Source organism: Vreelandella olivaria, assembly GCF_023507745.1.
Taxonomy (GTDB): Bacteria; Pseudomonadota; Gammaproteobacteria; order Pseudomonadales; family Halomonadaceae; genus Vreelandella; species Vreelandella olivaria_A.
In genome coordinates, this window is the sequence record NZ_JALPZO010000014.1 from 19209 (window position 1) to 41713 (window position 22505).

Here is a 22505-nt window from a genome sequence, read left to right on the forward strand (position 1 = left end):
TAAATAATAGGATAACTTATCTCACTACAAACACTTGCGGAAAACCCGCTTGACGCAATTCATCACGCGCCTGTGTTTCCTGGGCTGGCATTACCGGCCCCACCTGAACCCGGTGAACCTCTGCATCACTCATCACGCGTACCGAATGCGCCAATTCACCTTCCAGGCGCCGCTGTAACTGCTGAGCCCCTTCAACGCTGCCCAGCGCGGCAATTTGCAGATAGATAGCACCATCGCCCATATCACGCTCTTCTGTTGATTGCGCCGCTGGTTGGCGCGGAGAAGCAACGGATGGCGCCGCAGCCTGAGTCACAGCAGCCGGATTTGCCTCAGTGGCACCCTCCCCTCGGCCTCGCTCGGCAAGCCACTGTGCAGGGTCAATAGCCTCAACACGCACTGGCCCCGTACCGTGATCCAGAATTCCCAAGCGGGCCGCCGCTGCATAGGAAAGATCAATCTCGCGATCACTGTGGAACGGCCCCCGATCATTTACCCGAACAATGACCGATTGGCCGCTGTTTAAACTGGTAACCCGAGCAAAGGTGGGCAGCGGCAATGAGCGGTGGGCAGCCGACATTTTATACATGTCGTAAATTTCACCGTTGGATGTCGCGTAGCCATGGAATTTCTCACCATACCACGAAGCCGTTCCCTGGCGGGCATACCCTTTGGCATCCGGCAGTACATGATAGGTTTTACCCCACACTTCGTAGGTTGAACGGTTTCCTGCGCGGGACAGCGGCTCCACCCGAGGCTCTGCATCCGGGACTTTGCTGACGTCCGGTGGCTCAAGGGGGTAAGCATCCCCCGACATTGCATAGCGCCCATCCGTACTGATACCACCACTACTGGGAATTGATGCACTGGGCGCAGGATCAGGATCGGCACCAGGTTGCTGAACCTCTTGGCTGGCACAGCCACTTACCAAAGCCACGATAGCCATCACCCCGCCTACCCCCCGAGCATCTGACAGCCATGTTTTCATCTTTCACCCTCAACCTGCTGCTCAATGGCTTCTGATAACTCCGCCACTGCCATCGCATAAAGATGGCTATGGTTGTAGCGGGTAATAACATAGAAATTATACTCCCCCAACCGATAGCGGACGCTATCATCAGAGAGTTCCAGCATTAACGGCACCACGGGTAGCGTTGGGTCAAGTACATGTTGTGGCTCAATTCCTGCTTCTCTTACAGCTGACACGGTTACAGTAGGTGCACTGGTCTGATTGAACGTTAAGCTCTCAGGCGGTATATCCGGACCATTCGCCTCATGATAGATAGCGCTATCACGCTGCCACCCATGCACAGCGAAGTAATTGGCAACACTGCCAATGGCATCAACCGGATTTTCCCACAAGTCACGGATACCATCGTCATCAAAATCCACCGCGTACGCTTGGTAGCTGGTAGGTATAAATTGCGGATAACCCATGGCTCCTGCGTAGGAGCCGTAAAGTTCAGTAGGTTCAACTCCCTGCTCATAAGCAATTTTCAAGAAAGCCGCCAACTCACCACGGAAAAAGTCGCCGCGTACTGGATGGTGAAATGCCAACGTCGCCAATGAATCAAGTACCCGGTGCTGACCTTTGTGGCGCCCATAGTAGGTTTCCACACCAATAATGGCGGTAATGACCTCACGCGGGACACCATAGACCTCTTCGGCACGTGCAAGTGTATCGGCATACTCATCAATGAATGCAGCACCCTCGTCAATACGCTGCTGAGTCATAAAAATATCGCGGTACTCATACCAACGTAAACGTCGCTCAGCCGCCCCTTCCATCGCATCCAGAACGCCTTGGCTAAAGGCGGCCTGATTAAACGTTTCGGTCAACCACTCTTCCGGTAGCCCTTCTGCTACCAGCTCATCCACTAACTGCTGGGTACGTTCATGCTGCTGTGGATCAAAATGCGCCCGCTCATCTGCCCATACGGCAGAGATTGAACATGCCATTAGGGCAGTCATTAAATAACCGCCTGCTCTATTCCGGGCCCTGTTCATTAACTAGTCACTCCTGTGAAAACGCATACTTAGACCATCAGCGCGGTAACAAGCGACGATGGGCATGAATCGACATGAGAATACCGAACCCGGCCAATAAGGTCACGCTGGAGGTGCCGCCATAACTCATCAGCGGAAGTGGCACACCTACCACCGGAAGAATGCCACTGACCATACCGACATTAACAAACACATAAATGAAAAACGTCAGGATAATGCTGCCAGCGCAGAGACGCCCAAAAGTATCCTGAGATGAGGTGGCCAACCATAGTCCACGGCCAACAATCATCACATAAAGCGCTAACAGAAAAAGCATGCCTACGAGGCCAAACTCTTCCCCCAGTACGGCGATAATAAAATCGGTATGGCGCTCAGGAAGAAATTCAAGCTGGGACTGAGTGCCATCCAGCCATCCTTTACCCCATAAGCCACCGCTACCAATAGCCGTAGTGGATTGGATAATATTCCAGCCGGCACCTAAGGGATCGCTTTCAGGGTCGAGAAAAGTCAGTACCCGCTGGCGCTGATAGTTGTGCATATTCATCCATAACACGGGTAGCCCCGCCGCCATCAAAGCCCCTACAAAACCAATCAGGCGCCAGGATAGCCCTGCCAGCAATACCACAATGACCGCAGCTCCTGCCATCAAGAGCGAGGTTCCCAGATCCGGCTGCATTGCGGTTAAGACAACCGGTACCCCAATAATGACAGCGCATACGGCAATATCCCGCAGCCTGGGCGGTAGCTGACACCGATTTAAATAGGCTGCCACCATCAGCGGAACGGCCAACTTCATCATTTCAGAGGGCTGAAAGCGAATAACACCTGGAATTTCCAGCCACCTTTTCGCCCCCATGCCAATGTCACCGGCAATTTCCACAGCCAACAGCATCGCCAGGCCCACGCCGTAAGCCAGGGGCGCCCAGCGTAGAAAGGTAGACGGTGATAACTGCGCAATGAATACCATGCCGACTAAAGCGATACCGAACCGAACCGCCTGAGCAATAACAACTTCGATACGTTGCCCTGAGGCACTATACAAGACGATTAATCCAGCCCCCATAAGTACCAGAAGCAACCCAAGCAGCCATGGGTCAAGGTGAATGCGTTCCCAAATACTTTTGCGACGGGCAATGCCACTGTCTGGTGGGCGCACCGGGTAGCGTCGTAATGAGCGGGGAAACGCCAGCCAGGGATTCATTAGTTGCCCTCCACATTGGCGGTGTCTTCTTCCAGCGCCTCTCGGAGTTCGTCGACGTCTGGTGATTCACCATTAAGCAGCCACGCATCCGTCATAGCCCGCGCCAAGTGTGCAGCATGTGTGCTCCCCCCTCCCGCATTTTCGACGATAACCGAGACTGCAATTTGCGGATCCTCCAATGGTGCAAAAGCCACAAATAGCGCATGGTCCCGGAGACGTTCCTCCAACTCTTCCGCGTTATAACGCTGATCCTGTCCTAAAGAGAACACCTGTGCGGTGCCCGACTTGCCACCCATTCGGTACTCAAGCCCTACTCCGGTACGGCGTGCGGTTCCTTCATGGCCGCTGAGCACTTTTTCCATGCCGCTAAAGACTCGCGTCCACCAACCCTCGTTATCGAGCTGGATATCCGGGAGAGTATCCGGAAGGTCACGGGGTACCGGCTCACTCCCTATTTCCAGAGCGATGCGGGGTTTTACCCAGTGACCACGATTGGCTAACGCCGCAGTGGCACTGGCTAATTGCAATGGGGTCACCTGCCAATACCCTTGGCCGATGCCCACAGAAAGCGTTTCTCCGGGATACCAGGGCTGGTTAAAGCGTGCCCGTTTCCACTCTCTTGATGGCATGAGTCCTGTACTTTCGCCCTGAACATCGTGTGCAACCCGCTGCCCAAAGCCGAAGTTACTCATTTGTTCATGCAACTTATCGATACCCAGGTCATGGGCAAGGGAGTAGTAATAGGTGTTATTGGAAACAGCTATAGAACGCTCCATATCGACCCGTCCATGCCCCCAACGCAGCCAGTTCCGGTAGCGGCGCGAATCATTGGGCAACTGATAAAACCCGGGGTCATTGATCGTAGTGTCAGGCGTAATTGCCCCCTCTACCAGCCCCGCAAGAGCAAGAAATGGCTTAATGGTAGAGCCGGGAGGATAGTGACCACGAATGGCACGGTTAAACAGTGGCAGATCAATATCTTCCTGAAGCGCCCGGTATGAAGCAACATCAATACCGGTAACAAACTGGTTACTATCAAACCCGGGGGTGGAAACCATTGCGAGTATTTCCCCGGTATCCGGCTGAATCGCAACAATAGAGCCGCGCCTGCCATCCAGCAGCTCGTATGCCAGCATTTGCAGGGACCTATCAATCGTCAGCGTGAGGTTTTCGCCCGGCACCGGGTCAGTACGTCCCAGTTCTCTTAATACACGACCTCGGGCATTGGTCTCCACCTTGCGAAGCCCAGCCTGCCCATGCAACTGGTCCTCGTAAAAGCGCTCCACACCGGTTTTACCAATAAAGTGTGTGCCTGCGTAACGACCAGCATCCAGGGTCTGCAACTCTTCCGCATTGATCCGCCCCACATACCCAAGCGCGTGGGCCATCACTTCCGCGTCCGGGTAATAGCGAAGCAGTTGTGCCTCTACTTCCACACCGGGTAGACGGTGGCGGTTAACGGCAAGCCGTGCAATCTGGTTTTCGCTCAGGTCACTCATCAAAAGCGCTGGTTGAAAAGGCCTCTGACGCTGACGGGAACGAACATTAAAAGCCTCAATGTCCTCTTCTGGCAGTTCGAGTAACTCGACCAGCAGGGCAAGCGTTTCCTCCAGGTTATCAACGCGCTCACGAACAAGGGTCAGGTTATAGGTAGGTCGGTTTTCAGCCAGCAGCACACCATTGCGGTCGTAGATAAGTCCCCGATTGGGGGGCAAGGGCTCTACGCGCACTCGGTTTTTTTCTGAACGGGTGCTATATATGTCATGCTGAACAATTTGCAGGTAGGCCAAGCGTCCGGTAAGCAAACTGGTCAATACGATAACAACCAAGACAGCAAGCAGCGCCCTTACACGGAAAATACGCAGCTCTTGCTCGGAATTTTTAAGCGTATCTTGGCGCTGGGGCATGGCAACAGGCGACTCTCAAAGCTGACAATTGATGCAACTAATGACCATTGACCTACCAATATTTACCTAACTCGTAGTCATGGCATATGGCTATATAATGTTGACCAGACGGGGCTTAACCTCAGTACACCTAACGGTGATAAGGGTGGCCCACTAATAAGGTCCATGCCCGGTATAACTGTTCAGCAAGCATAATTCGAACCAATGGGTGCGGCAGTGTGAGCGGAGATAGCGACCATGCTTTATCAGCCATGGAGGAAAGGCTGGGTTCTAAACCATCAGGACCACCTATCAACAGCACGATATCCCGTCCTTCCATGCGCCAGTTACCAGCTTCCTGGGCCAGCTGCTCAGTGCTCCAGGGTTTGCCTTTCACCTCTAACGCAACGATGTACTCATCGCCACGCAGTTTGTCACGAATACGCTGTGCCTCCTGAGCACGAGCCTTGGCAACGTCGGCATTTTTGCCGCGTTGGCCAAGGGGAATTTCTTCAATTTCTAAATTGAAATCCCTGGGTAGCCGTTTGCGGTAGGTTTCTACACCCTCTTCAACCCAAGCGGGCATTTTCGTACCCACCGCCAACAGCCGTATCCTCATGACATCGTGACTCGCTCTTCCAGGCGTTTTAACGAATCACCGATTGCTCCCGCATCGCTCGGCAAGTCAGCCCATAGGCGCTCCAAATCGTATAGCGCACGTGCTTCGGGCAACATGATGTGAACCACGATATCGCCCAAGTCAACCAGCACCCAGTCAGCATTCACACCGCCTTCAACACCACGGGGCCGAAGGCCGGACGCTTTCGCTTTCTCCACAATATTTTCCGCCAGGGCAGCAACATGGCGCGTGGAAGTGCCGCTGGCGATCACCATAAGATCAGTGACTTCGGTTAGTTTAGAAACATCCAGTTGGGTGATATCGCGTGCTTTAAGCTCTTCTAGCGCGCCAATCGCTAGGTTTTTAAGTGTATCGATGTGCATGACTCCTGAAGGCAACCCCTTGTGGTAATAAGCGTGGTAATAAGCTAAGTGGTAATCGGCTAATAAGCCGGCCATTGTAACGGCTTCTTTGGTGACTGCCAGCGCTATTCGCTGGTTTGATAGAAGCCATACTGCAAAATGGCCTTTTCTACCGCTTCCGGCAATAAATAACGAACGCTTTCACCTCTGCTTAAGCGCTCTCTTATGTAGGTAGCCGAAATTGCCATCATGGACGGCAGTGTGAGCGTTAGCAGCCTACCGCTGGGACTCTGCATAAGTGTCGAGTTACTGTCGACTTCCCGATCACCTACTAGTTCCCTTAAGGCATCCGGCCAAGCCGTCTGGTAACCCGGACGGGCAATCACCACAACATGGGCCAAGGTAAAGATCGTGTCAGCACGATGCCATTGTGCCAAGCGCAAAAAAGCATCGAAGCCAATAATCATTATTAACGGCACATCACTGCCATATTCACGACGCAGCTCCGCGAGGGTATCCACACTATAAGAAGGCCCGTCACGGAGCAGCTCACGACCATCCGCCAATAGTCCCGGCGTATCCCCTATGCCAATTTTCAACAGCTCAAAGCGCTGCTCAGCGGATATCTGCGGCGATTCTCGCAAAGGTGGCTGGGGAGCCGGAATCATATGTAAACGGTCCAGCCCCAACGCTTCGCGCACTTCAATAGCACTGCGCAAGTGGCCAAAGTGCACTGGGTCAAAGGTGCCTCCCAGCATACCCACTTTCAACTTCGCTACGCTCATTGCCGGACCTGACCATCCCCAAATACGATGTATTTTTGGGTAGTGAGTCCATGCAGCCCAACCGGCCCTCTGGCATGCAGCTTATCGGTGGAGATACCAATTTCTGCCCCTAACCCATACTCAAAGCCATCCGCAAAACGTGTGGATGCATTCACAATGACCGAGCTGGAATCCACCTCTGCCATAAAACGCCGTGCCAGCGAATAGTCCTGGGTAACGATGGCATCGGTATGATGGGAGCCATACTGCTCAATATGGCGAATTGCCTCATCCATTCCATCGACAATCTTGATGGCCAGTACCGGTGCCAGATACTCAGCCCCCCAATCTTCTTCTGTTGCCTCAACGGATTGAGGCAACAGGGCCCGCGTACGCTCGCAACCACGCAGCTCCACCTGATGCTCAGCGTAAGCATGGGCTAACTCCGGCAGCAGAATGTCAGCTATCGGCGCATCCACCAACAACGTTTCCATGGTATTGCAGGTGCCGTAACGATGTGTTTTTGCATTCACGGCTATTGCCAACGCCTTGGCAGGATCTGCTGTAGTGTCGATATAGACATGACATACCCCATCAAGGTGCTTGATAACCGGCACCTTAGCCTCGCGGGAAATGCGCTCAATCAGCGATTTGCCCCCCCTGGGAATAATGACATCAACATAGTCAGGCATACTGATCATGGTGCCCACGGCTGCACGGTCAGTGGTGGAAACGACTTGCACTGCCCCAGCAGGCAGGCCGACATCTGCAAGCCCATCCTGAATGCAGCTACTAATCGCGGCGTTGGATGCGTTGGCTTCAGAACCACCCCGCAGTAAACAGGCATTACCCGATTTAAGACAAAGGCTGGCCGCCTCTAACGTGACATTAGGACGCGACTCGTAAATGATACCGATAACGCCCAACGGGACGCGCATTTTGCCCACCTGGATACCACTGGGGCGATAATTCATTTCATCAATTTCACCCACTGGATCAGGCAGCGCTGCAACCTGATGTAACCCATCAATCATCGCATCAATGCGGCTATCGGTCAGTGCCAGACGATCCAGCAATGCACTGTCCAGGCCATTATCCTCGCCGCGCTGCATATCAAGCGCATTAGCCTCCAAAATCAAGCCTCTGGATGCTGCCAGACGCGATGCCATCGCGACAAGGGCACGGTTTTTCAATCCCGTATCCGCACGGCGCAGTTCACCGGCGGCGGCGCGGGCGCCCTGCCCGAGCGCCAGCATATAAGCGGGCACATCCCCAGCGGCCAAGTGGCGTTGGGCTTCATCCTGGAACGTGTTAGTACCGCTCATACTGTCTCCCTGTGTCGTGGCATATGCCTGATTGAGTACATTGTGTAATGGTGGAACCGCAGCTTAAAAGTATGTTACGTCATTTGGGCGTTATACTGGGGTGCCAAATAACCGATACTGGCATTGCAGGTTTATCAAGCAGCGCCAGGAATAACCACGTAATTAAAGGTGAATAGTAAGCTACCATGCAAAGCAAGTACAAAATACGCCTGCTGAAAGCCAACTTATTTGCAGCATCGGTTGTTCTGGCGCTTTGGAGCTTCGCCGCCCCGCCTGGCGCTACAGTGGCATTATGGCTTGTGGTGGCTTGGCTGTTTATCACGGCACTGCAGCTCGATTTCAGCCACCGCAGAGCCCAGGGTCAACCCTGGCAAGTGCTTGCTGGGGGACTGCTACTGTTCTTGATTGCCGCTGCCCCAGAGCGGCACAGCATCCTGATCTGGGTTTGGGCAGCGGTATTCATGCTGCCCCAAAGCCGTTGGGCGGCGACCTTTAACGCCAGTGCCGCACTACTTAGCTGGCTGCTGGTCGCCCCGCTCCTCAGCACTCCCGAATCGCTGTTACTGCTGTTAATCCTCACCACCCTGGGAGTTCTGGCCTTTTCACAAACACGTCAGCTCATCAATATGAATGGTGCTATTCGTCAACGTCTCAGGCTAATCCCAGGGCTTAATTTATGGGCGGGAGAGCAACTACTACGTGACCTGGCCCGCGAGCAGACACGTTCTGAGCGAGAAGCTATCCATGCGGAGGTTATCGTTATTCAAGTAAAACGTCACCAGCTGTGGCCTTCGGCACAAAAGCTATGTGAACTCACTTACGCATTTGAAAATGTGTACCGCTTAAATAACCATACTTTGGCCATACTGTTTCTGTCGCGCACCGTTAAAGTGGGGACCCAGCGCCGTAAACAGCTGTACGCAGCCTTGCCAGACACAGCGCTATACCAACACATACCACTGATGGATCTGGAACTATCAACGCTATCATTGGAAACGTTATGCCAACTTCCCTCAAGGCCGTTAGCGGAGGCTGCATGACGGAACACCGACTCCCGAAGCGACTGATGACACTGGTCTATAGCGCCAGCTTAGCCATCATGACCACTTACACATTATGGCTTTATGCCATGGGGCATTATGGCGACCTGCTGGTCCCCATGTTTATGACCCTTCTGCTGCTAACAGCGCTATTGATTCACCACGCCCAGGGCCTGAAACCTTATTTGCCGCGCGCCATCCTGCTGATGAGCACCTACGCAGTGGTGCTTACAGCGATGTATTACCAGCCTACCTCATCAACCCTATGGCTGGGCCTGCCCATAGCGGCTGCCTTCTTATTACTGCCACTATGGGGCGCCCTTTGCTTAAATATATTCATTGCACCACTCTGGTGGGTGCTTCCCAGCCCGGAAGGCTCGACTCTCTCCTTTACACTCGGCATGCTCGCACTCGTCCTGCTACTTGCTCTTCCGCCTTGGGAGCATGCCCGCCGCCGCGCCTTGCTGAGAGCAACAGACCCCAACGACAGCGAGTGTAATGCTTACCATATCGACACTCTGAAAGAGCGGCTGCACAATGAGTTCCAACGCGCGGCGATGCTCAACAAGCGATTGGCGGTTCTAGTGCTACATTTACCTCAGTTGGATATGGCTGAAGAACAGTTTGGACATCGCGCCCAGATTGCCTTGCTGAGTGCGCTCTGTAGCGAAGTCAACAGCCGGTGTCGCGATCATGATCTCCTGGGGAGGGCGAACAACGCCACGTTTTGGCTGGTGCTCCCTGACACCAGTGAAAGTGGTGCTCTGCTGGTGCGTGAACGACTACAGCGCGCCCTGTCACGGCGTGTTTTGGTTGAAACCGGACAATTGGATACACGCATCACCCTATGCCTGCCGCGCAGAAAAGAGAGTTTTAAACGTTATGTACAGCGCCTGGAAGCACGCTCAAAGGCATTATCTGACGCCTAACCCCTTTACTGCTGGAGCTGTCTGTGTCCTTTGTTGATTCACTTTTTGCTCTGTCGCTATCGCCATCCATGCTGCTTTTACTGGTACTACTGATATCGCTGGTGGAATCATTGGCGCTGGTAGGGCTACTGGTACCTGGTGTTGTACTGATAACCGCAGCGGCCTCTGTAGCAGGCCATCAGGCACTCGATCTTCCCTGGCTGGTAGGCGCGGCGTTAATAGGAGCCATTTTAGGGGATGGGATCAGTTATAAGCTCGGTTATCATCACCGCGGACAGGTTATCAGCCGCTGGCCATTGGTGATGCACCCAGAGTGGCTGGAGAGAGGCACCCGCTTTTTTGAACGCTATGGCATATATTCGGTATTTATCGGCCGTTTTGTGGGCCCGGTCCGTCCTATCATTCCGCTGATTGCTGGCATGATGCGTATGCCGCCACGCACATTTTTATGGGCCAATGTTACTTCAGCGACGTTATGGGCTCCCGCCTATGTATTGCCCGGCTACCTGCTGGGGCATACCTGGCAACAACATCTCAACTTACCGCCCAATGTAGAAATGGCCGTGATTATGATGGCCACCAGCCTGGTGATACTGGCGATTGTGTTCTCTTGGGGCAGAGAGCAGGTTGGGCGCCACGGTTGGCTATACCTGTTGGTTGCGCGCACCATAAGACGTATCCCTTTTATGCGCCGCCCCTGGCTGGCAATGAGCCAGTCAGGCGAGGTGCCTTTAGCGTCGCTACTACTGCTTGTGATCTCCTTGGCAAGCGTTTCTGCCTGGACGCTTCTGGTCATCCAACAGCATGGCCCGTTGCTTATGGACCTTCAGGCACAGCGGCTGTTTAACTGGCTTGGCAATGCCCCTTTAATGGCTGTCAGTCATGTATTGGCAAAAATAGGCGACCAGCTCGGTATTGCCGCGCTCCTTCTTCCCTGGGGACTGTGGTTTCTGGCCAGTAAACGCCTGGATGCTCTATATCACTGGGGGGCCGCAGTAGGCGGTATCGCACTGTTAAACACACTGGGTAAAGCAATTTTCGGGCGTGAACGGCCTGATACGCCTGATTATTTGACCGGTTCGCTCTCCTACCCCAGTGCCCACACTTCCGTTACAGTAGTGGTATTGGGGCTGGGTGCCGCCTTTCTGGCCAATGGCCTTCCACGCAAGCGGCGCTTTTGGATTTACTGGTTGGCCATTGCCTTGGCCACACCGATGGCGCTATCCCGCCTGGTGATCGGCGTCCATTGGTTAAGTGATTTAATAGGTGGCGCACTGTTAGGCCTGGTGGTGTGCGCGCTTGTTCAACTTAACTGGCAGCGCCGCTACCGACCACCTTTACCACCCTGCCCATGGGTATTATTAACCACAGCGTCGCTGGCCCTGGTGAGTATGCGTATTGCACTTTTGCCACCCGTTTAACGGGCGGCAGTGCCAACACGCTACCCTAATGCCAGCCAAAACCCTACGCCTATCATCAAGGTGCCCGCAATGCGGTTGAGCAAACGTACGTTGCCACTCTTCCCCAGCACTTTGCGCAGGGTTTTACCACCAGTGGCATATACCAGCATGCTGGCAAACTCGATGGTTAGGATAACCGCAATCAGCAGGCTAAGCTGTTGCGCAAGAGGGCGGCTACTATCTAAAAATGGGGGTAGCAGTACCATGAAAAATGCCCATCCTTTAGGGTTAGCCACTGCTGTCACCAGGCCCTGAACCGCCAGCTGTAAGCGCCCCGCAGCAGGGCCTGCATCAAGGGTGTCAGGGATTGCCATGCGCCCACGTGAGCGCCACATCATAATGCCCAGGTACGCCAAATAGGCGCCGCCAATCCATTTGAAGGCTATAAAGAGTTCAGGCTGACGAAGCATCAGTGCCGCCACACCGGCACCAGCCGCCGCTGCGACAAAACCGACACCAATTAACTCGCCCACCATCATCCATAACGTGCGTTTAACACCCTGCGTCATGCCCAACACCATGGCAAGGGTCATACACATGCCTGGCGTTAGTGAAACAAACAAAAACGTTGGTACAAATACCGACAGTGTGGCCCATGACATCATGGCTCATTATCCCTGGTAGTGGCGGTACCATCCGCTATGGCACTTTTGCCTGTCGCTTCTTCTTCCCCCCAGCGCGGCACCAGAGTATGCGCAATGCCTAGTTGGTTAAGAATACGCGCAACAATAAAATCGATGACATCCTCCAAGCGCTGTGGTCGATGATAAAACCCTGGTGCAGCAGGTAAAATCACCACCCCCAAACGGCTCAGCGCCAGCATATGCTCCAAATGGATAGGCGATAAAGGAGTTTCACGGGGAACCAGCACCAACGTACGACGCTCTTTAATTGCAACATCTGCCGCACGCTCGATCAAATTATTACTCGCTCCCGTTGCCACGGCGGATAGCGTTCCAGTGGAGCAAGGGCATATCACCATGGCAGACGGGGCACCAGATCCCGAGGCAACCGGAGCCATCCAGTCCTCGCGACCAAAACAGCGGATTTGACCAGCCTGGGCACCGCTACGCAGAACCAATGCCTCTTCCAAACGCTTCGGCTGGGCAGGCAGTGATGCATCCGTCTCGGTGGCAATCACCATATGGGCCGCTTTGGAAATCATCACCCAAACTTCGTGACCTGCAGCTACCAGAACGTCAATTAACCGCAAACCATACTGGGCACCAGAAGCCCCTGTTATTGCCACCGTAATGGGTGGCTTGAATATCGCATCAGCGCTGCCTGAACTTAGCATCTCTGCCACGTACCTTACTCCTTCGCGGTTAGTGCGTTTAGCAAACGCTCGTGCACACCTTCAAAACCACCATTGGACATCACAACAATTCGGTCCTGTGGGGATGCCTGGTCAATGACAGCCTCCACTAACGCATCAATATTGTTAAATAGCTGCGCCTGCCCCTCCTGCTCTGCCACTAACGACTCCATCGACCAGTCAAGGCCTGCTGGCTGGAACCAGAACACCGCATCCGCTTCGGCCACACTCTTATTTAAACGCTCACGTAACGCGCCAAGGCGCATCGTGTTGGAGCGCGGCTCGATGACAGCCAACAACCGACCCTTGGTCGTGGCCGCCCGCAAGCCTTGCAGAGTAGCGGCAATAGCGGTTGGATGATGGGCGAAATCGTCAATGACCTGTACCCCCCTCACTTCACCACGCACTTCCTGGCGACGCCTGGGCGTTTGAAAACGGGATAGCGACGCACAGGCTCGTGGCAAATCGACCCCACAATGGTGGGCAGCCGCCAACGCCGCCAGTGCATTACGTGCATTGTGCTCACCGGTTAACGTCCACTCGACCACGCCATCCTCTGTGTGCTCATCGCCATGGTGTACTACCTGGAACCGACTGCCATCCGGCCGTTCCAGACGCAGTTGCCAATGACTGGCATCCAAGCTGCCAAAATGCTCGATCGGCGACCAAACACCCATGCCCAGAACGCGCTCCAGAGCAGGCTGTTGATCTGCTACCAGCAATCGCCCCTGGCTGGGCACCGTGCGTACAAGGTGGTGAAACTGGCGTTCTATGGCGGCCAGATCAGGAAAAATATCCGCGTGATCAAATTCAAGGTTGTTCAGCACTGCGATAGTCGGACGGTAATGAACAAACTTTGAGCGCTTATCAAAAAAAGCCGTGTCGTATTCATCGGCCTCCACGACAAATGGGCTTTCCGAGTCTCCTAATCGGGCAGAAACCCCGAAATTACGTGGCACACCGCCGATTAAAAACCCGGGGGAGTGACCGGCGCTCTCCAACAGCCATGCCAAAAGGCTTGCGGTGGTGGTTTTACCGTGAGTACCAGCAACGGCAATGACCTTACGTCCAGGCAGTACATGGTCGGCCAGCCATTGCGCTCCTGAGGTATAACGCATACCGCTATCCAGTAACGCTTCAACCTCGGGATTACCACGGGAAAGCGCATTTCCCACTATCACCAGATCAACAGCACCTGAAAGGTTTCCCGCCCGATACCCCTCCATCAGGGTAATGCCTGCCTCCGCAAGCTGGGTACTCATGGGAGGGTAAACATTGGCATCAGAGCCGCTTACCTGATGCCCCAACTCCCGCGCGAGCAACGCTAAGCTACCCATAAAGGTGCCACAGATACCGATAATATGGAGATGCATGGGTTAAGCTCCCTTCCCCTTGCCAGCTAAACCGGCGCCACATAAAGAAAATAGCCACTGAGATTAGCACGCCAGACCCAGTTGCTCACCCTGTTCCATTGCGATGTCACTTCACGGGAACAGAAAGTGACAAATTCAACGTATTGTTGCAGGATGCGCCCACTCTTTCGATTAACCACTCACCATGTTCGACCAACCACCAGGTTGGCGAGGGGAACTTACGATGCGTGTTTTGATTCGCTATTTTTTCAGGGGAGTACGTCTTGTATTAGCCCCCGTCATGCTTATCTCGGAAAAGCTGTCTACGCCAGCAGCCGTAACGCGTACGCCGGAAGAACAGGCCAGGGTCGATCAGGCCTGCCAAACGCTGGCTCTTTATCAGTTTCGTTCCTGCCCTTTTTGCATCAAGGTCCGCAAAGAGATCGCCCGGCTGGGGCTACCGATTGAATTAAGGGACGCTCAACTGGACCCTGAGCATAAAAAAGCCCTGCTGGAGGGGGGTGGTAAAGTCAAAGTCCCCTGCCTGCTGATTACCCATGAGGATGGGCAGCAAGAGTGGCTTTACGAATCGGATGATATCAATCGCTGGCTACACCAGCACTTTGGCTAAACAATGCGGCTATTTGGCAGGCCCTGCGGCCTGCCAAATCGTGGTTGGTTAAAACTCCACTTTTCGCGCTTCAACATCGAACTGAATATCCAGGCTTATTCCCTCCTCTGGGTTGGGCGCTGCGCCAAGTTTCTCCTGAAGCACCAGATCGCCTTCGATGCGCCCCATGATATGGATAAGAGGCCCATTCCGCTCGATATGGCTAAGGGAAACCGTAACATCGCCCCCATCGGACGTGTAGAGCGGGGGTATCGCAGTACTACTGATTAAATGCACCACTTCTGCATCCATCAGCGCATCATGCTCAATAATAAAGCTCATCGCCAAGGCTTCACGGGCATCCCAGGTATACGGATCGGCAAACCCGGTAATATCAATCTGTAACCGATCGCCCACTTCTACAAATGACGCATTGGAATCGCTGCCCTGACTTAATACATACCACTCCCGAAACTCACCATCTAAACTGCCCGTCATATCAGCCGACTCTGCCGAACTGGCTGTCAACACGCTACACAGCAACAGGCCGCTTATGGTGGTGATAATGACGTGCTTTTGCATACACCCTCCCCAGCGCGATACCTCCGCATAGCGCTATTTGCCTAACATTTACCCATTTTCAACTATCGACTTTCGTCTAATTTTCGGTCGACAACCTGCCGTACTCAGCCATGTCATTCAGCAGATGAATAGTGCTTGTCATTATTTCGATTGTATGACGCAACAAGCACTCTCTATGTTAGCAGCATAGCTTACGAGCTGACCGTGTCTGTTTTACTGGCCTCCCATTGCCGACATTCTGCGGCATACGGGTCTATTGCGAGTAAAACGAACAAAAAATAATCAATCATGGGAACAATTATGACGCTCAAGAAAACTCTGCTGGCCTCTGTCATTGGTGCAACGGTTGCGGGTACCGCTATGCTGCCGCTGGCAGCAAGCGCTGAAACGCTACGCATTGGTTACTCTGCCGACCCTGAAACCCTTGACCTTCATGAACAGCTGTCTGGCGGTGTGCTGCGTTTTTCTCACTTGGCATTTGACCCGCTGGTACGCTGGACCAAAGACTTCCAGTTCGAGCCACGTCTGGCTACTGAGTGGGAACAAGTAGACGACACTCATATGCGCATGACATTGCGTGAAGGAGTTACCTTCCATTCAGGTAATGAATTCACCGCAGACGATGTGGTATGGACCATTGAGCGTTTAAAAGAGAGCCCAGACTACCGCGCTATCTTTGAACCCATCGCAAGTGTTGAAGCAGTTGACGATTACACCGTTGAGATTACCACCACAGAGCCGTACCCACTGCTGCTCAATCTGGCTACTTACATTTTCCCGATGGATAGCGAGTTCTATACCGGTGAAACTGATGATGGCAATGATAAAGCGGAAATCGTCAAGGCAGGCAACACTTTTGCTTCCCGCAATGTGTCGGGTACCGGCCCGTTCATTGTGACTGATCGTCGCCAGGGCGTCCGCGTTGATTTTGAGCGCTTTGAAGATTACTGGGATACAGACAGCGAAGGTAATGTCTCACGTATCGTACTAACCCCCATTGCCGAAAACGCGTCTCGCGTGGCAGCTCTGCTATCTGGCGGAGTTGACTTTATTGATGCCGTACCACCCAATGACCTGGATCGTGTTCGTGATGCCCAGGGTTCCAATCTGGTTGAAATTCCCGGCACGCGTATCATCGGCTTCCAGCTCAATGAAGAACGTGTTGAAGCCTTCCAGGATCCCCGTGTTCGTCAGGCTGTTGATCTGGCGATCAACCAAGAAGGTATCGCTGACCGTCTGATGCGTGGCTTTGCCACCCCAGCAGGCCAGTTCTCACCAGAGGGTTATTCAGGCTACAACCCGGATCTCGTTCCGCGTTACGACCTGGAGCGCGCCCAGGAGCTAATGGCTGAAGCGGGCTATGAAGATGGCTTCAGCGTTGAGATGATCGCGCCAAACAACCGCTATGTGAATGATGCGCAGATCGCTCAGGCGGTTGCCAACATGCTCTCTCGCATCAATATCAATGTTAATTTGCGCACCATGCCGCTGGCCCAGTACTGGCCGGAGTACGATACCCGCGCTTCTGATATTGCGATGATCGGCTGGCACTCGGATACCGAAGACAGCGCCAACTTCTTCCAGTACCTATCATTCTGTATTAATGAAGAGACAGGTGCAGGCCAATATAATTATGGTAATTACTGCAACGAAGAGATTGATGCCCTTGTAACCGAGGCGGATAGCGAAACCGATCTGGAAAAACGCAATGAAATGTTGCGTGAAGCGGAAGCCATGCTTTACGAAGACGTTGGCTTTGTCATGCTCCACTGGCAGAACCTGGCCTATGCAGCAGCAGACGGTGTTGACATCGAACCGGTAGTGAACGCCACTGACTTCCCATACCTGGGTGACCTGGTAATCAACCGCTAAACCCTTCTCGTCTCGTAGCGTTACTTTGCAAGGATGCTTCGCTCCCCAGGCAACTGGGGGGCGAAGTGTTATATATGAATAATTACCCCTACGAGACCGACCTTACTTTTTGTTAAACCTATGACATAGGTGGCGTACGCCATGATTGCTTTTCTAATCAAGCGGCTGATGCACGCTATATTGGTGATGTTTGTCATCAGTGTACTGGCCTTCGCCATCCAGGATAACCTGGGTGACCCTGTACAGCAGATGGTCGGACAGTCGGTCCCCGAAAGCGAACGCGCAGCACTGCGCGACCGTTTGGGCTTAAATGATCCCTTCCTGGTCCAATATGCGCGCTTTGCCAAGAATGCAGTGCAAGGCGACTTTGGCTACTCCTACTTTTACCGCGAGCCTGCGCTGGAAGTCATTGCCCGGCATTTGCCTGCCACACTTGAGCTGGTCTTTGCTGCCACCCTCATCATTGTGCTGCTTTCCGTACCGATTGGCGTTTACAGCGCTATAAAACCACGCTCGCCTTTTTCAAGATTTTTCATGGGCGCGTCCATCATTGGTATTTCAATACCCGTATTTTTAACCGCTATCGTATTGATTCAAATTTTCTCTATCGGGATGACCGTCACGCTGTTCCCCGAGGGAACCGCCTGGGGAGCATGGCTGAACAGCGCCCTCTCCACCCAGGGTAATATGCCTTCTTTTGGCCGCGGCTATGACCTTGTACACGTGATGGGCCATTGGGATACAAACCTGGCTACCTGGGATGGTTTAAAGCACCTGGTGCTCCCGGCGGTCTCCCTTGCCTCTATTATGCTGCCACTGTTTATCCGTCTGATCCGTGCAGAAATGATGGAAGTGCTTCAATCGGAGTATGTGAAGTACGCACGGGCCAAGGGTATTTCCATGCGCCGTGTTTACTTTGTCCACGCCCTTAAAAACACCATGTTGCCTGTTATTACCGTGGGCGGGGTGCAGATCGGCACGATGGTCGCCTACACCATTCTGACAGAAACTGTTTTCCAATGGCCGGGCATGGGACTGATGTTCCTTGATGCCATTAACAGGGCCGATATTCCGCTGATTGTTACCTACTTGATGATTGTCGGCGTCATTTTCGTGGTGACGAACACTATTGTGGATTTGATCTACGGCTTCGTTAACCCCACCGTAAAACTGACTGGTAAGCCCGCATGACAACGACGACCTCTACCCCCAGCCGCTGGGAGCGTCTGCGCGACTCTTTCCTGTGGTATAGCTTTAAGCGCGACCGCACCGCTCAGCTCTGCCTGGCTGTCTTTATATGTATGGTCATCGCAGCGTTCGCATCCCCCTTACTGGCACCAACGGACCCTTATGATCTTCGCCAGATCGATATTCTTGATTCCGAACTCCCCCCCTTCTGGATTGATGGCGCTGACGAACGTTACGCCTTAGGCACTGACGCCCAGGGTCGCGACTTGTGGTCAATCGTGCTGTACGGCACCCGTGTATCACTGCTGATCGGCTTCGGCGCTGTCATGTTGCAGGCACTGCTGGGTGTCACCTTTGGCCTGATGGCCGGTTATTTGGGTGGTCGCGTAGATGCTTTCCTGATGCGTCTGGCCGATATTCAGCTCTCTTTCTCCACCTTGATGGTGGCTATTGTGGTAGGTGCAGTGGTGAAAGCCACAATGGGGAGCGCATTCTATAGCCAGTACGCGGTGCTTATGCTGATACTGATTATCGGCTTGGCCGAGTGGCCACAGTATGCTCGTACCGTGCGCGCCTCCGTACTGGCAGAAAAAAACAAAGAGTACGTGGATGCCGCCAGGGTGATGGGGTTGCGCAGCAAGCGCATTATGTTCCGCCACGTACTGCCCAATACACTTTCACCTATCTTTGTAATCTCCACGGTTCAAATCGCCAACGCGATTATCTCCGAAGCGGCACTGTCGTTTTTAGGCTTGGGAATGCCGGAAACCCACCCCTCCCTGGGGTCGTTGATCAAGGCAGGCTTTGACTATATTCAGTCAGGCTCCTGGTGGATCACGCTGATTCCTGGTGCGGTACTGGTAGTGCTGGTGCTGTCCATCAATCTATTGGGTGACTGGCTACGTGATGTCATGAACCCACGACTCTACAAAGGCTGAGGACACCATGGCACTACTTGAAGTCTCCCAACTCGATGTACGCTTTGCATTACGCCAGGGCGAAGTGCGTGCGCTGCGCGGTGTTAATTTTACCCTGGAGCGTGGCGAGCGCTTGGGAATCGTCGGTGAGTCCGGTGCGGGTAAATCGGTTGCGGCCTTTTCGCTGCTAAACTTAATTGCCAAACCTGGCTTTATTGCCGGGGGGAGTATTAAGTTCGAGGGCAAAGCGCTCAACACCATGTCGGAGCGCGGCCTGCGCAAAGTACGCGGCAACCGTATATCGATGATCTTCCAAGACCCGATGATGACACTGAACCCGGTGCTTTCCATTGGTGAACAAATGGTGGAGTGCTTAAAAGCACACCGTCGTATCTCAACCAAAGCAGCCCGTGCCATCGCACTGGACAAGCTGCGCCAAGTGCAGATTCCATCGCCGGAAAAACGCCTGGATCAATACCCTCACGAGCTTTCCGGCGGTATGCGACAGCGCATTATTATTGCCATCGCACTATTGCTCGATCCAGATATCATCATTGCTGACGAACCCACCACCGCACTGGATGTCACCATCCAGGCAGAGATTATGGCACTGCTGCTGGAGCTGTGTGAGCAGCACAATGTGGGGCTTATTCTCATTACCCACGACCTGGGGGTGGTTAGCCAGGTGACCCAGCGCATGCTGGTAATGTATGCAGGCCGCGTCATTGAGGAAGGCCCAACACGGGAAATCATTAATGACCCGCAGCACCCATATACCCAGGGGTTGATCAACGCCCTGCCACAGATGGCAACGCCCGGCGAAAAGCTTAATCAGATCCGTGGCAGTATGCCGTCACTTTCCAACTTACCCAGTGGCTGTGCTTTCCACCCACGCTGTGACTTTATCAATCGCACCAATGGTCAGCCCCGACCTGCATGTACCGAGCAGGTCCCTGAGTTTGTAACGTCAGGAAACTGCCGGGTTGCCTGCCATATGGTGGCCGAACTGATTGAAGACCGCCGCCTGAAGGAGGAAACCTCATGAGTGCACAGGCAGAAACTCTTGCGGCTAACCGCATGCCTACTCAGAACGAAGAGAGTAGTGAGTCCCTGTTGCAAATTCGCGGGCTTAAAAAGCGCTTTTCACTTTCAGGTGACTTTCTGGATCAACTGCGCTTCAAAGGTGGAAAACTGGTACGCCATCAGGAGCATGTGCATGCCATCAATGGGGTAAACCTCGATATCAAACGGGGTGAAGCACTCTGTGTGGTAGGTGAATCGGGGTGCGGAAAATCCACCGTGGCACGTACCGTGATGGGGCTGATCGCGCCATCTGAAGGTGAGATTCGCTACGATGGTCAGCGTATCGACAACCTAAGCTCGCGCCAGCTGCTGCCCTACCGAAAACGTATGCAGATGATCTTCCAGAACCCTTATGCGTCACTGAACCCGCGTATGACCATTCAGCAGACACTGGAAGAGCCGCTGCGTTTGCATCACCCGAATTGGAACCGACAGCAGATTATCGACAAAGTCGAAGAGGTGATGCGCTCGGTAGGCATCGACCCTGACTGGGGTAAACGGTTTGGTCATGAATTCTCTGGCGGCCAGCGCCAGCGTATTGCCATTGCCCGGGCCCTGGCGGTAGACCCAGAATTTATTGTCGCCGACGAACCCATTTCTGCCCTGGATGTCTCAATTCAGGCACAGGTATTAAACCTGCTGATGGATGCACAACGTGACCGTCACCTCACCTACCTGTTCATTACGCACGATCTGGCGGTTGTAGAGCACTTCGGTACACGTGTTGCAGTCATGTACTTGGGAACAGTCTGTGAGGTAGCCACTACGGCAACCCTCTTTGACAAACCACGTCATCCCTATACCCAGGCGCTGCTGTCCGCTATTCCACGCCTGGAAGATGACCGGCCGCAACACATCCGCCTTTCAGGGGAAGTGCCCACACCGGTCAACTTACCAAGCGGCTGCGTTTTCCATGGCCGGTGCCCTTATGCCAATGCCCGTTGCAAACAGGAGATACCCGCTTTGCAGACTCAGGATGATGGCACCCGTGTCGCGTGTCACGCTGTTGAGGAGGGCCGCCTATGAAGGCGGACCTTAACACAGCAACGCGCCTGATAGCACTGCGAGGTAAGGCATGGAAATTCGCTGGCTAGAAGATTTCATTGCCCTGGCCAGAACGCGACACTTCTCCCGTGCAGCGGATGAACAGCATGTGACACAACCTACCTTTTCACGGCGGATAAAACTGCTGGAAGAGGAGATGGGTGTCACGCTGATCAATCGACAAACGCTACCGCTCTCCCTGACGCCAGCTGGAGAAGAGTTTCTGACGCTGTGCGAACAGGTGACTGACCGCGTGCGTTTAACCCGTGACCGCGTTCGAGAAATTAGCGCCGGGCAACAACGGCGTATTATGTTGGCTGCCCCTCAAAGCCTGTTGGCGCATTTTTTGCCCGAGTGGCTGGCCAGCACCGGGTGGCATGAGCGGGTGCAGCCCTATCTGCGCGCCACCAGTTGGGTTGCCAGTGACTATTTCCAGGCACTGGCACGTGCAGAGTGCGACCTGGCTATTTGCTATTGGCCAATTGGGCGCTGTGACCTGGATATTGACACCTCGGCCAGCACCTATCGGGTGATTGGCCACGAGCGTTTAATTCCGGTAACCGGACTGAATAGCCAGGGCCAGCCCTGTGCGCTACTGCCCGGTACGCGGCAACATCCAGTGCCCTGGCTCACCTACCCCAAACGTGGCCTGTTGGGGTCAGCGGTAAAGGCCCATCTTGCCCGCCTGCCACAAAGCACCCATTTAACCGCACAAAGCGAAAGCCTCTATGCGGCAGGAATTAAAGAACTGGTGCTCCTGGGCTATGGGATGAGCTGGTTGCCGGAACGCAATGTGGCCGCGGAGCTTGCCAGGGGCTCTTTGGTAAGAGCGGGGGATAGTCGCTGGGATGTACCCATGGAGCTACGCCTCTACCGCCATCAGAATCAGTATCACGCTGAACTGGATGAGCTCTGGAGCCAACTCACTCCACCACGTACTTGAAAGGATAGC

At 53.8% G+C, this 22505-nt stretch carries 22 protein-coding genes; 10 read left to right on the forward strand and 12 right to left on the reverse strand.

What is annotated here, in order from left to right; translation table 11 throughout:
• Positions 1-16: 16 nt before the first annotated feature.
• The 8 genes from HP566_RS00920 to HP566_RS00955 form a co-directional block, all read right to left on the reverse strand.
• Positions 17-985, reverse strand: coding sequence for a septal ring lytic transglycosylase RlpA family protein (locus tag HP566_RS00920; RefSeq protein ID WP_249975376.1), 969 nt, complete (start codon positions 983-985; stop codon positions 17-19).
• Positions 982-2004 carry a lytic murein transglycosylase B gene (mltB, locus tag HP566_RS00925; protein WP_249975377.1) on the reverse strand — a complete coding sequence of 341 codons (1023 nt, stop codon included), beginning with the start codon at positions 2002-2004 and terminating at the stop codon, positions 982-984. Before mltB ends, HP566_RS00920 begins: the two co-directional genes overlap by 4 nt.
• Before the next feature lie 37 nt (positions 2005-2041).
• Positions 2042-3205: a rod shape-determining protein RodA gene (gene rodA / locus HP566_RS00930; protein WP_249975378.1), complete on the reverse strand. Its 1164-nt coding sequence runs from the start codon at positions 3203-3205 to the stop codon at positions 2042-2044.
• Positions 3205-5112 carry a penicillin-binding protein 2 gene (gene mrdA, locus HP566_RS00935; protein WP_249975379.1) on the reverse strand — a complete coding sequence of 636 codons (1908 nt, stop codon included), beginning with the start codon at positions 5110-5112 and terminating at the stop codon, positions 3205-3207. The genes rodA and mrdA overlap by 1 nt, the downstream gene beginning before the upstream one ends.
• Before the next feature lie 130 nt (positions 5113-5242).
• Positions 5243-5710 carry a 23S rRNA (pseudouridine(1915)-N(3))-methyltransferase RlmH gene (rlmH, locus tag HP566_RS00940; RefSeq protein ID WP_249975380.1) on the reverse strand — a complete coding sequence of 156 codons (468 nt, stop codon included), beginning with the start codon at positions 5708-5710 and terminating at the stop codon, positions 5243-5245.
• Complete coding sequence (gene rsfS, locus HP566_RS00945; protein WP_249975478.1) at positions 5707-6093, reverse strand: ribosome silencing factor; 387 nt, start codon at positions 6091-6093, stop codon at positions 5707-5709. The genes rlmH and rsfS overlap by 4 nt, the downstream gene beginning before the upstream one ends.
• A gap of 104 nt (positions 6094-6197) precedes the next feature.
• Positions 6198-6857: a nicotinate-nucleotide adenylyltransferase gene (gene nadD / locus HP566_RS00950; protein ID WP_249975381.1), complete on the reverse strand. Its 660-nt coding sequence runs from the start codon at positions 6855-6857 to the stop codon at positions 6198-6200.
• Entirely contained in the window at positions 6854-8161 is a 1308-nt protein-coding gene (locus HP566_RS00955; protein ID WP_249975382.1) for a glutamate-5-semialdehyde dehydrogenase, read from the reverse strand. Before HP566_RS00955 ends, nadD begins: the two co-directional genes overlap by 4 nt.
• Positions 8162-8346: 185 nt before the next feature.
• On the opposite strand from HP566_RS00955, the gene HP566_RS00960 reads away from it, so the two are divergent.
• From HP566_RS00960 to HP566_RS00970, 3 genes are read left to right on the forward strand one after another with little or no spacing between them, the layout of a single operon-like run.
• Positions 8347-9201, forward strand: coding sequence for a hypothetical protein (locus HP566_RS00960; RefSeq protein WP_249975383.1), 855 nt, complete (start codon positions 8347-8349; stop codon positions 9199-9201).
• Positions 9198-10130, forward strand: a complete 933-nt coding sequence (locus tag HP566_RS00965) for a diguanylate cyclase domain-containing protein (protein WP_249975384.1) — start codon at positions 9198-9200, stop codon at positions 10128-10130. Before HP566_RS00960 ends, HP566_RS00965 begins: the two co-directional genes overlap by 4 nt.
• A 23-nt stretch (positions 10131-10153) precedes the next feature.
• Positions 10154-11551 (forward strand): bifunctional DedA family/phosphatase PAP2 family protein, encoded by a 1398-nt coding sequence (locus tag HP566_RS00970; RefSeq protein WP_249975385.1) that lies wholly within the window; start codon positions 10154-10156, stop codon positions 11549-11551.
• Positions 11552-11571: 20 nt separating this feature from the next.
• On the opposite strand, the gene HP566_RS00975 is transcribed toward HP566_RS00970, so the two are convergent.
• Genes HP566_RS00975 through mpl form a run of 3 tightly spaced genes read right to left on the reverse strand, consistent with a single transcriptional unit; the run spans position 11572 to position 14278 of the window.
• Entirely contained in the window at positions 11572-12195 is a 624-nt protein-coding gene (locus HP566_RS00975; RefSeq protein WP_249975386.1) for a LysE family translocator, read from the reverse strand.
• On the reverse strand, positions 12192-12887 hold the full coding sequence (locus HP566_RS00980; RefSeq protein WP_249975479.1) for a flavin prenyltransferase UbiX: 696 nt from the start codon (positions 12885-12887) through the stop codon (positions 12192-12194). The genes HP566_RS00975 and HP566_RS00980 overlap by 4 nt, the downstream gene beginning before the upstream one ends.
• Positions 12888-12901: 14 nt before the next feature.
• On the reverse strand, positions 12902-14278 hold the full coding sequence (gene mpl / locus HP566_RS00985; protein WP_249975387.1) for a UDP-N-acetylmuramate:L-alanyl-gamma-D-glutamyl-meso-diaminopimelate ligase: 1377 nt from the start codon (positions 14276-14278) through the stop codon (positions 12902-12904).
• A gap of 223 nt (positions 14279-14501) precedes the next feature.
• Between mpl and HP566_RS00990 the strand changes: the two genes are divergently transcribed.
• The gene (locus HP566_RS00990) at positions 14502-14888 is read left to right on the forward strand and encodes a glutaredoxin family protein (RefSeq protein WP_249975388.1); all 387 of its coding nucleotides are present in this window, start codon (positions 14502-14504) and stop codon (positions 14886-14888) included.
• A gap of 48 nt (positions 14889-14936) precedes the next feature.
• On the opposite strand, the gene HP566_RS00995 is transcribed toward HP566_RS00990, so the two are convergent.
• Entirely contained in the window at positions 14937-15449 is a 513-nt protein-coding gene (locus HP566_RS00995) for a hypothetical protein (RefSeq protein WP_249975389.1), read from the reverse strand.
• 300 nt (positions 15450-15749) lie between these two features.
• Between HP566_RS00995 and HP566_RS01000 the strand changes: the two genes are divergently transcribed.
• The 6 genes from HP566_RS01000 (at position 15750) to HP566_RS01025 (ending at position 22496) form a co-directional block, all read left to right on the forward strand.
• Complete coding sequence (locus tag HP566_RS01000; protein ID WP_249975390.1) at positions 15750-17321, forward strand: ABC transporter substrate-binding protein; 1572 nt, start codon at positions 15750-15752, stop codon at positions 17319-17321.
• A gap of 141 nt (positions 17322-17462) precedes the next feature.
• Positions 17463-18512, forward strand: a complete 1050-nt coding sequence (locus HP566_RS01005; protein WP_249975391.1) for an ABC transporter permease — start codon at positions 17463-17465, stop codon at positions 18510-18512.
• Positions 18509-19447 carry an ABC transporter permease gene (locus HP566_RS01010; protein WP_249975392.1) on the forward strand — a complete coding sequence of 313 codons (939 nt, stop codon included), beginning with the start codon at positions 18509-18511 and terminating at the stop codon, positions 19445-19447. The genes HP566_RS01005 and HP566_RS01010 overlap by 4 nt, the downstream gene beginning before the upstream one ends.
• A 7-nt stretch (positions 19448-19454) precedes the next feature.
• A complete protein-coding gene (locus HP566_RS01015) occupies positions 19455-20471 on the forward strand; it encodes an ABC transporter ATP-binding protein (RefSeq protein WP_249975393.1) in 1017 nt (338 codons plus the stop codon).
• A complete protein-coding gene (locus tag HP566_RS01020) occupies positions 20468-21535 on the forward strand; it encodes an ABC transporter ATP-binding protein (protein ID WP_249975394.1) in 1068 nt (355 codons plus the stop codon). Before HP566_RS01015 ends, HP566_RS01020 begins: the two co-directional genes overlap by 4 nt.
• A 49-nt stretch (positions 21536-21584) precedes the next feature.
• Entirely contained in the window at positions 21585-22496 is a 912-nt protein-coding gene (locus tag HP566_RS01025; RefSeq protein WP_249975395.1) for a LysR family transcriptional regulator, read from the forward strand.
• Positions 22497-22505 lie beyond the last annotated feature (9 nt).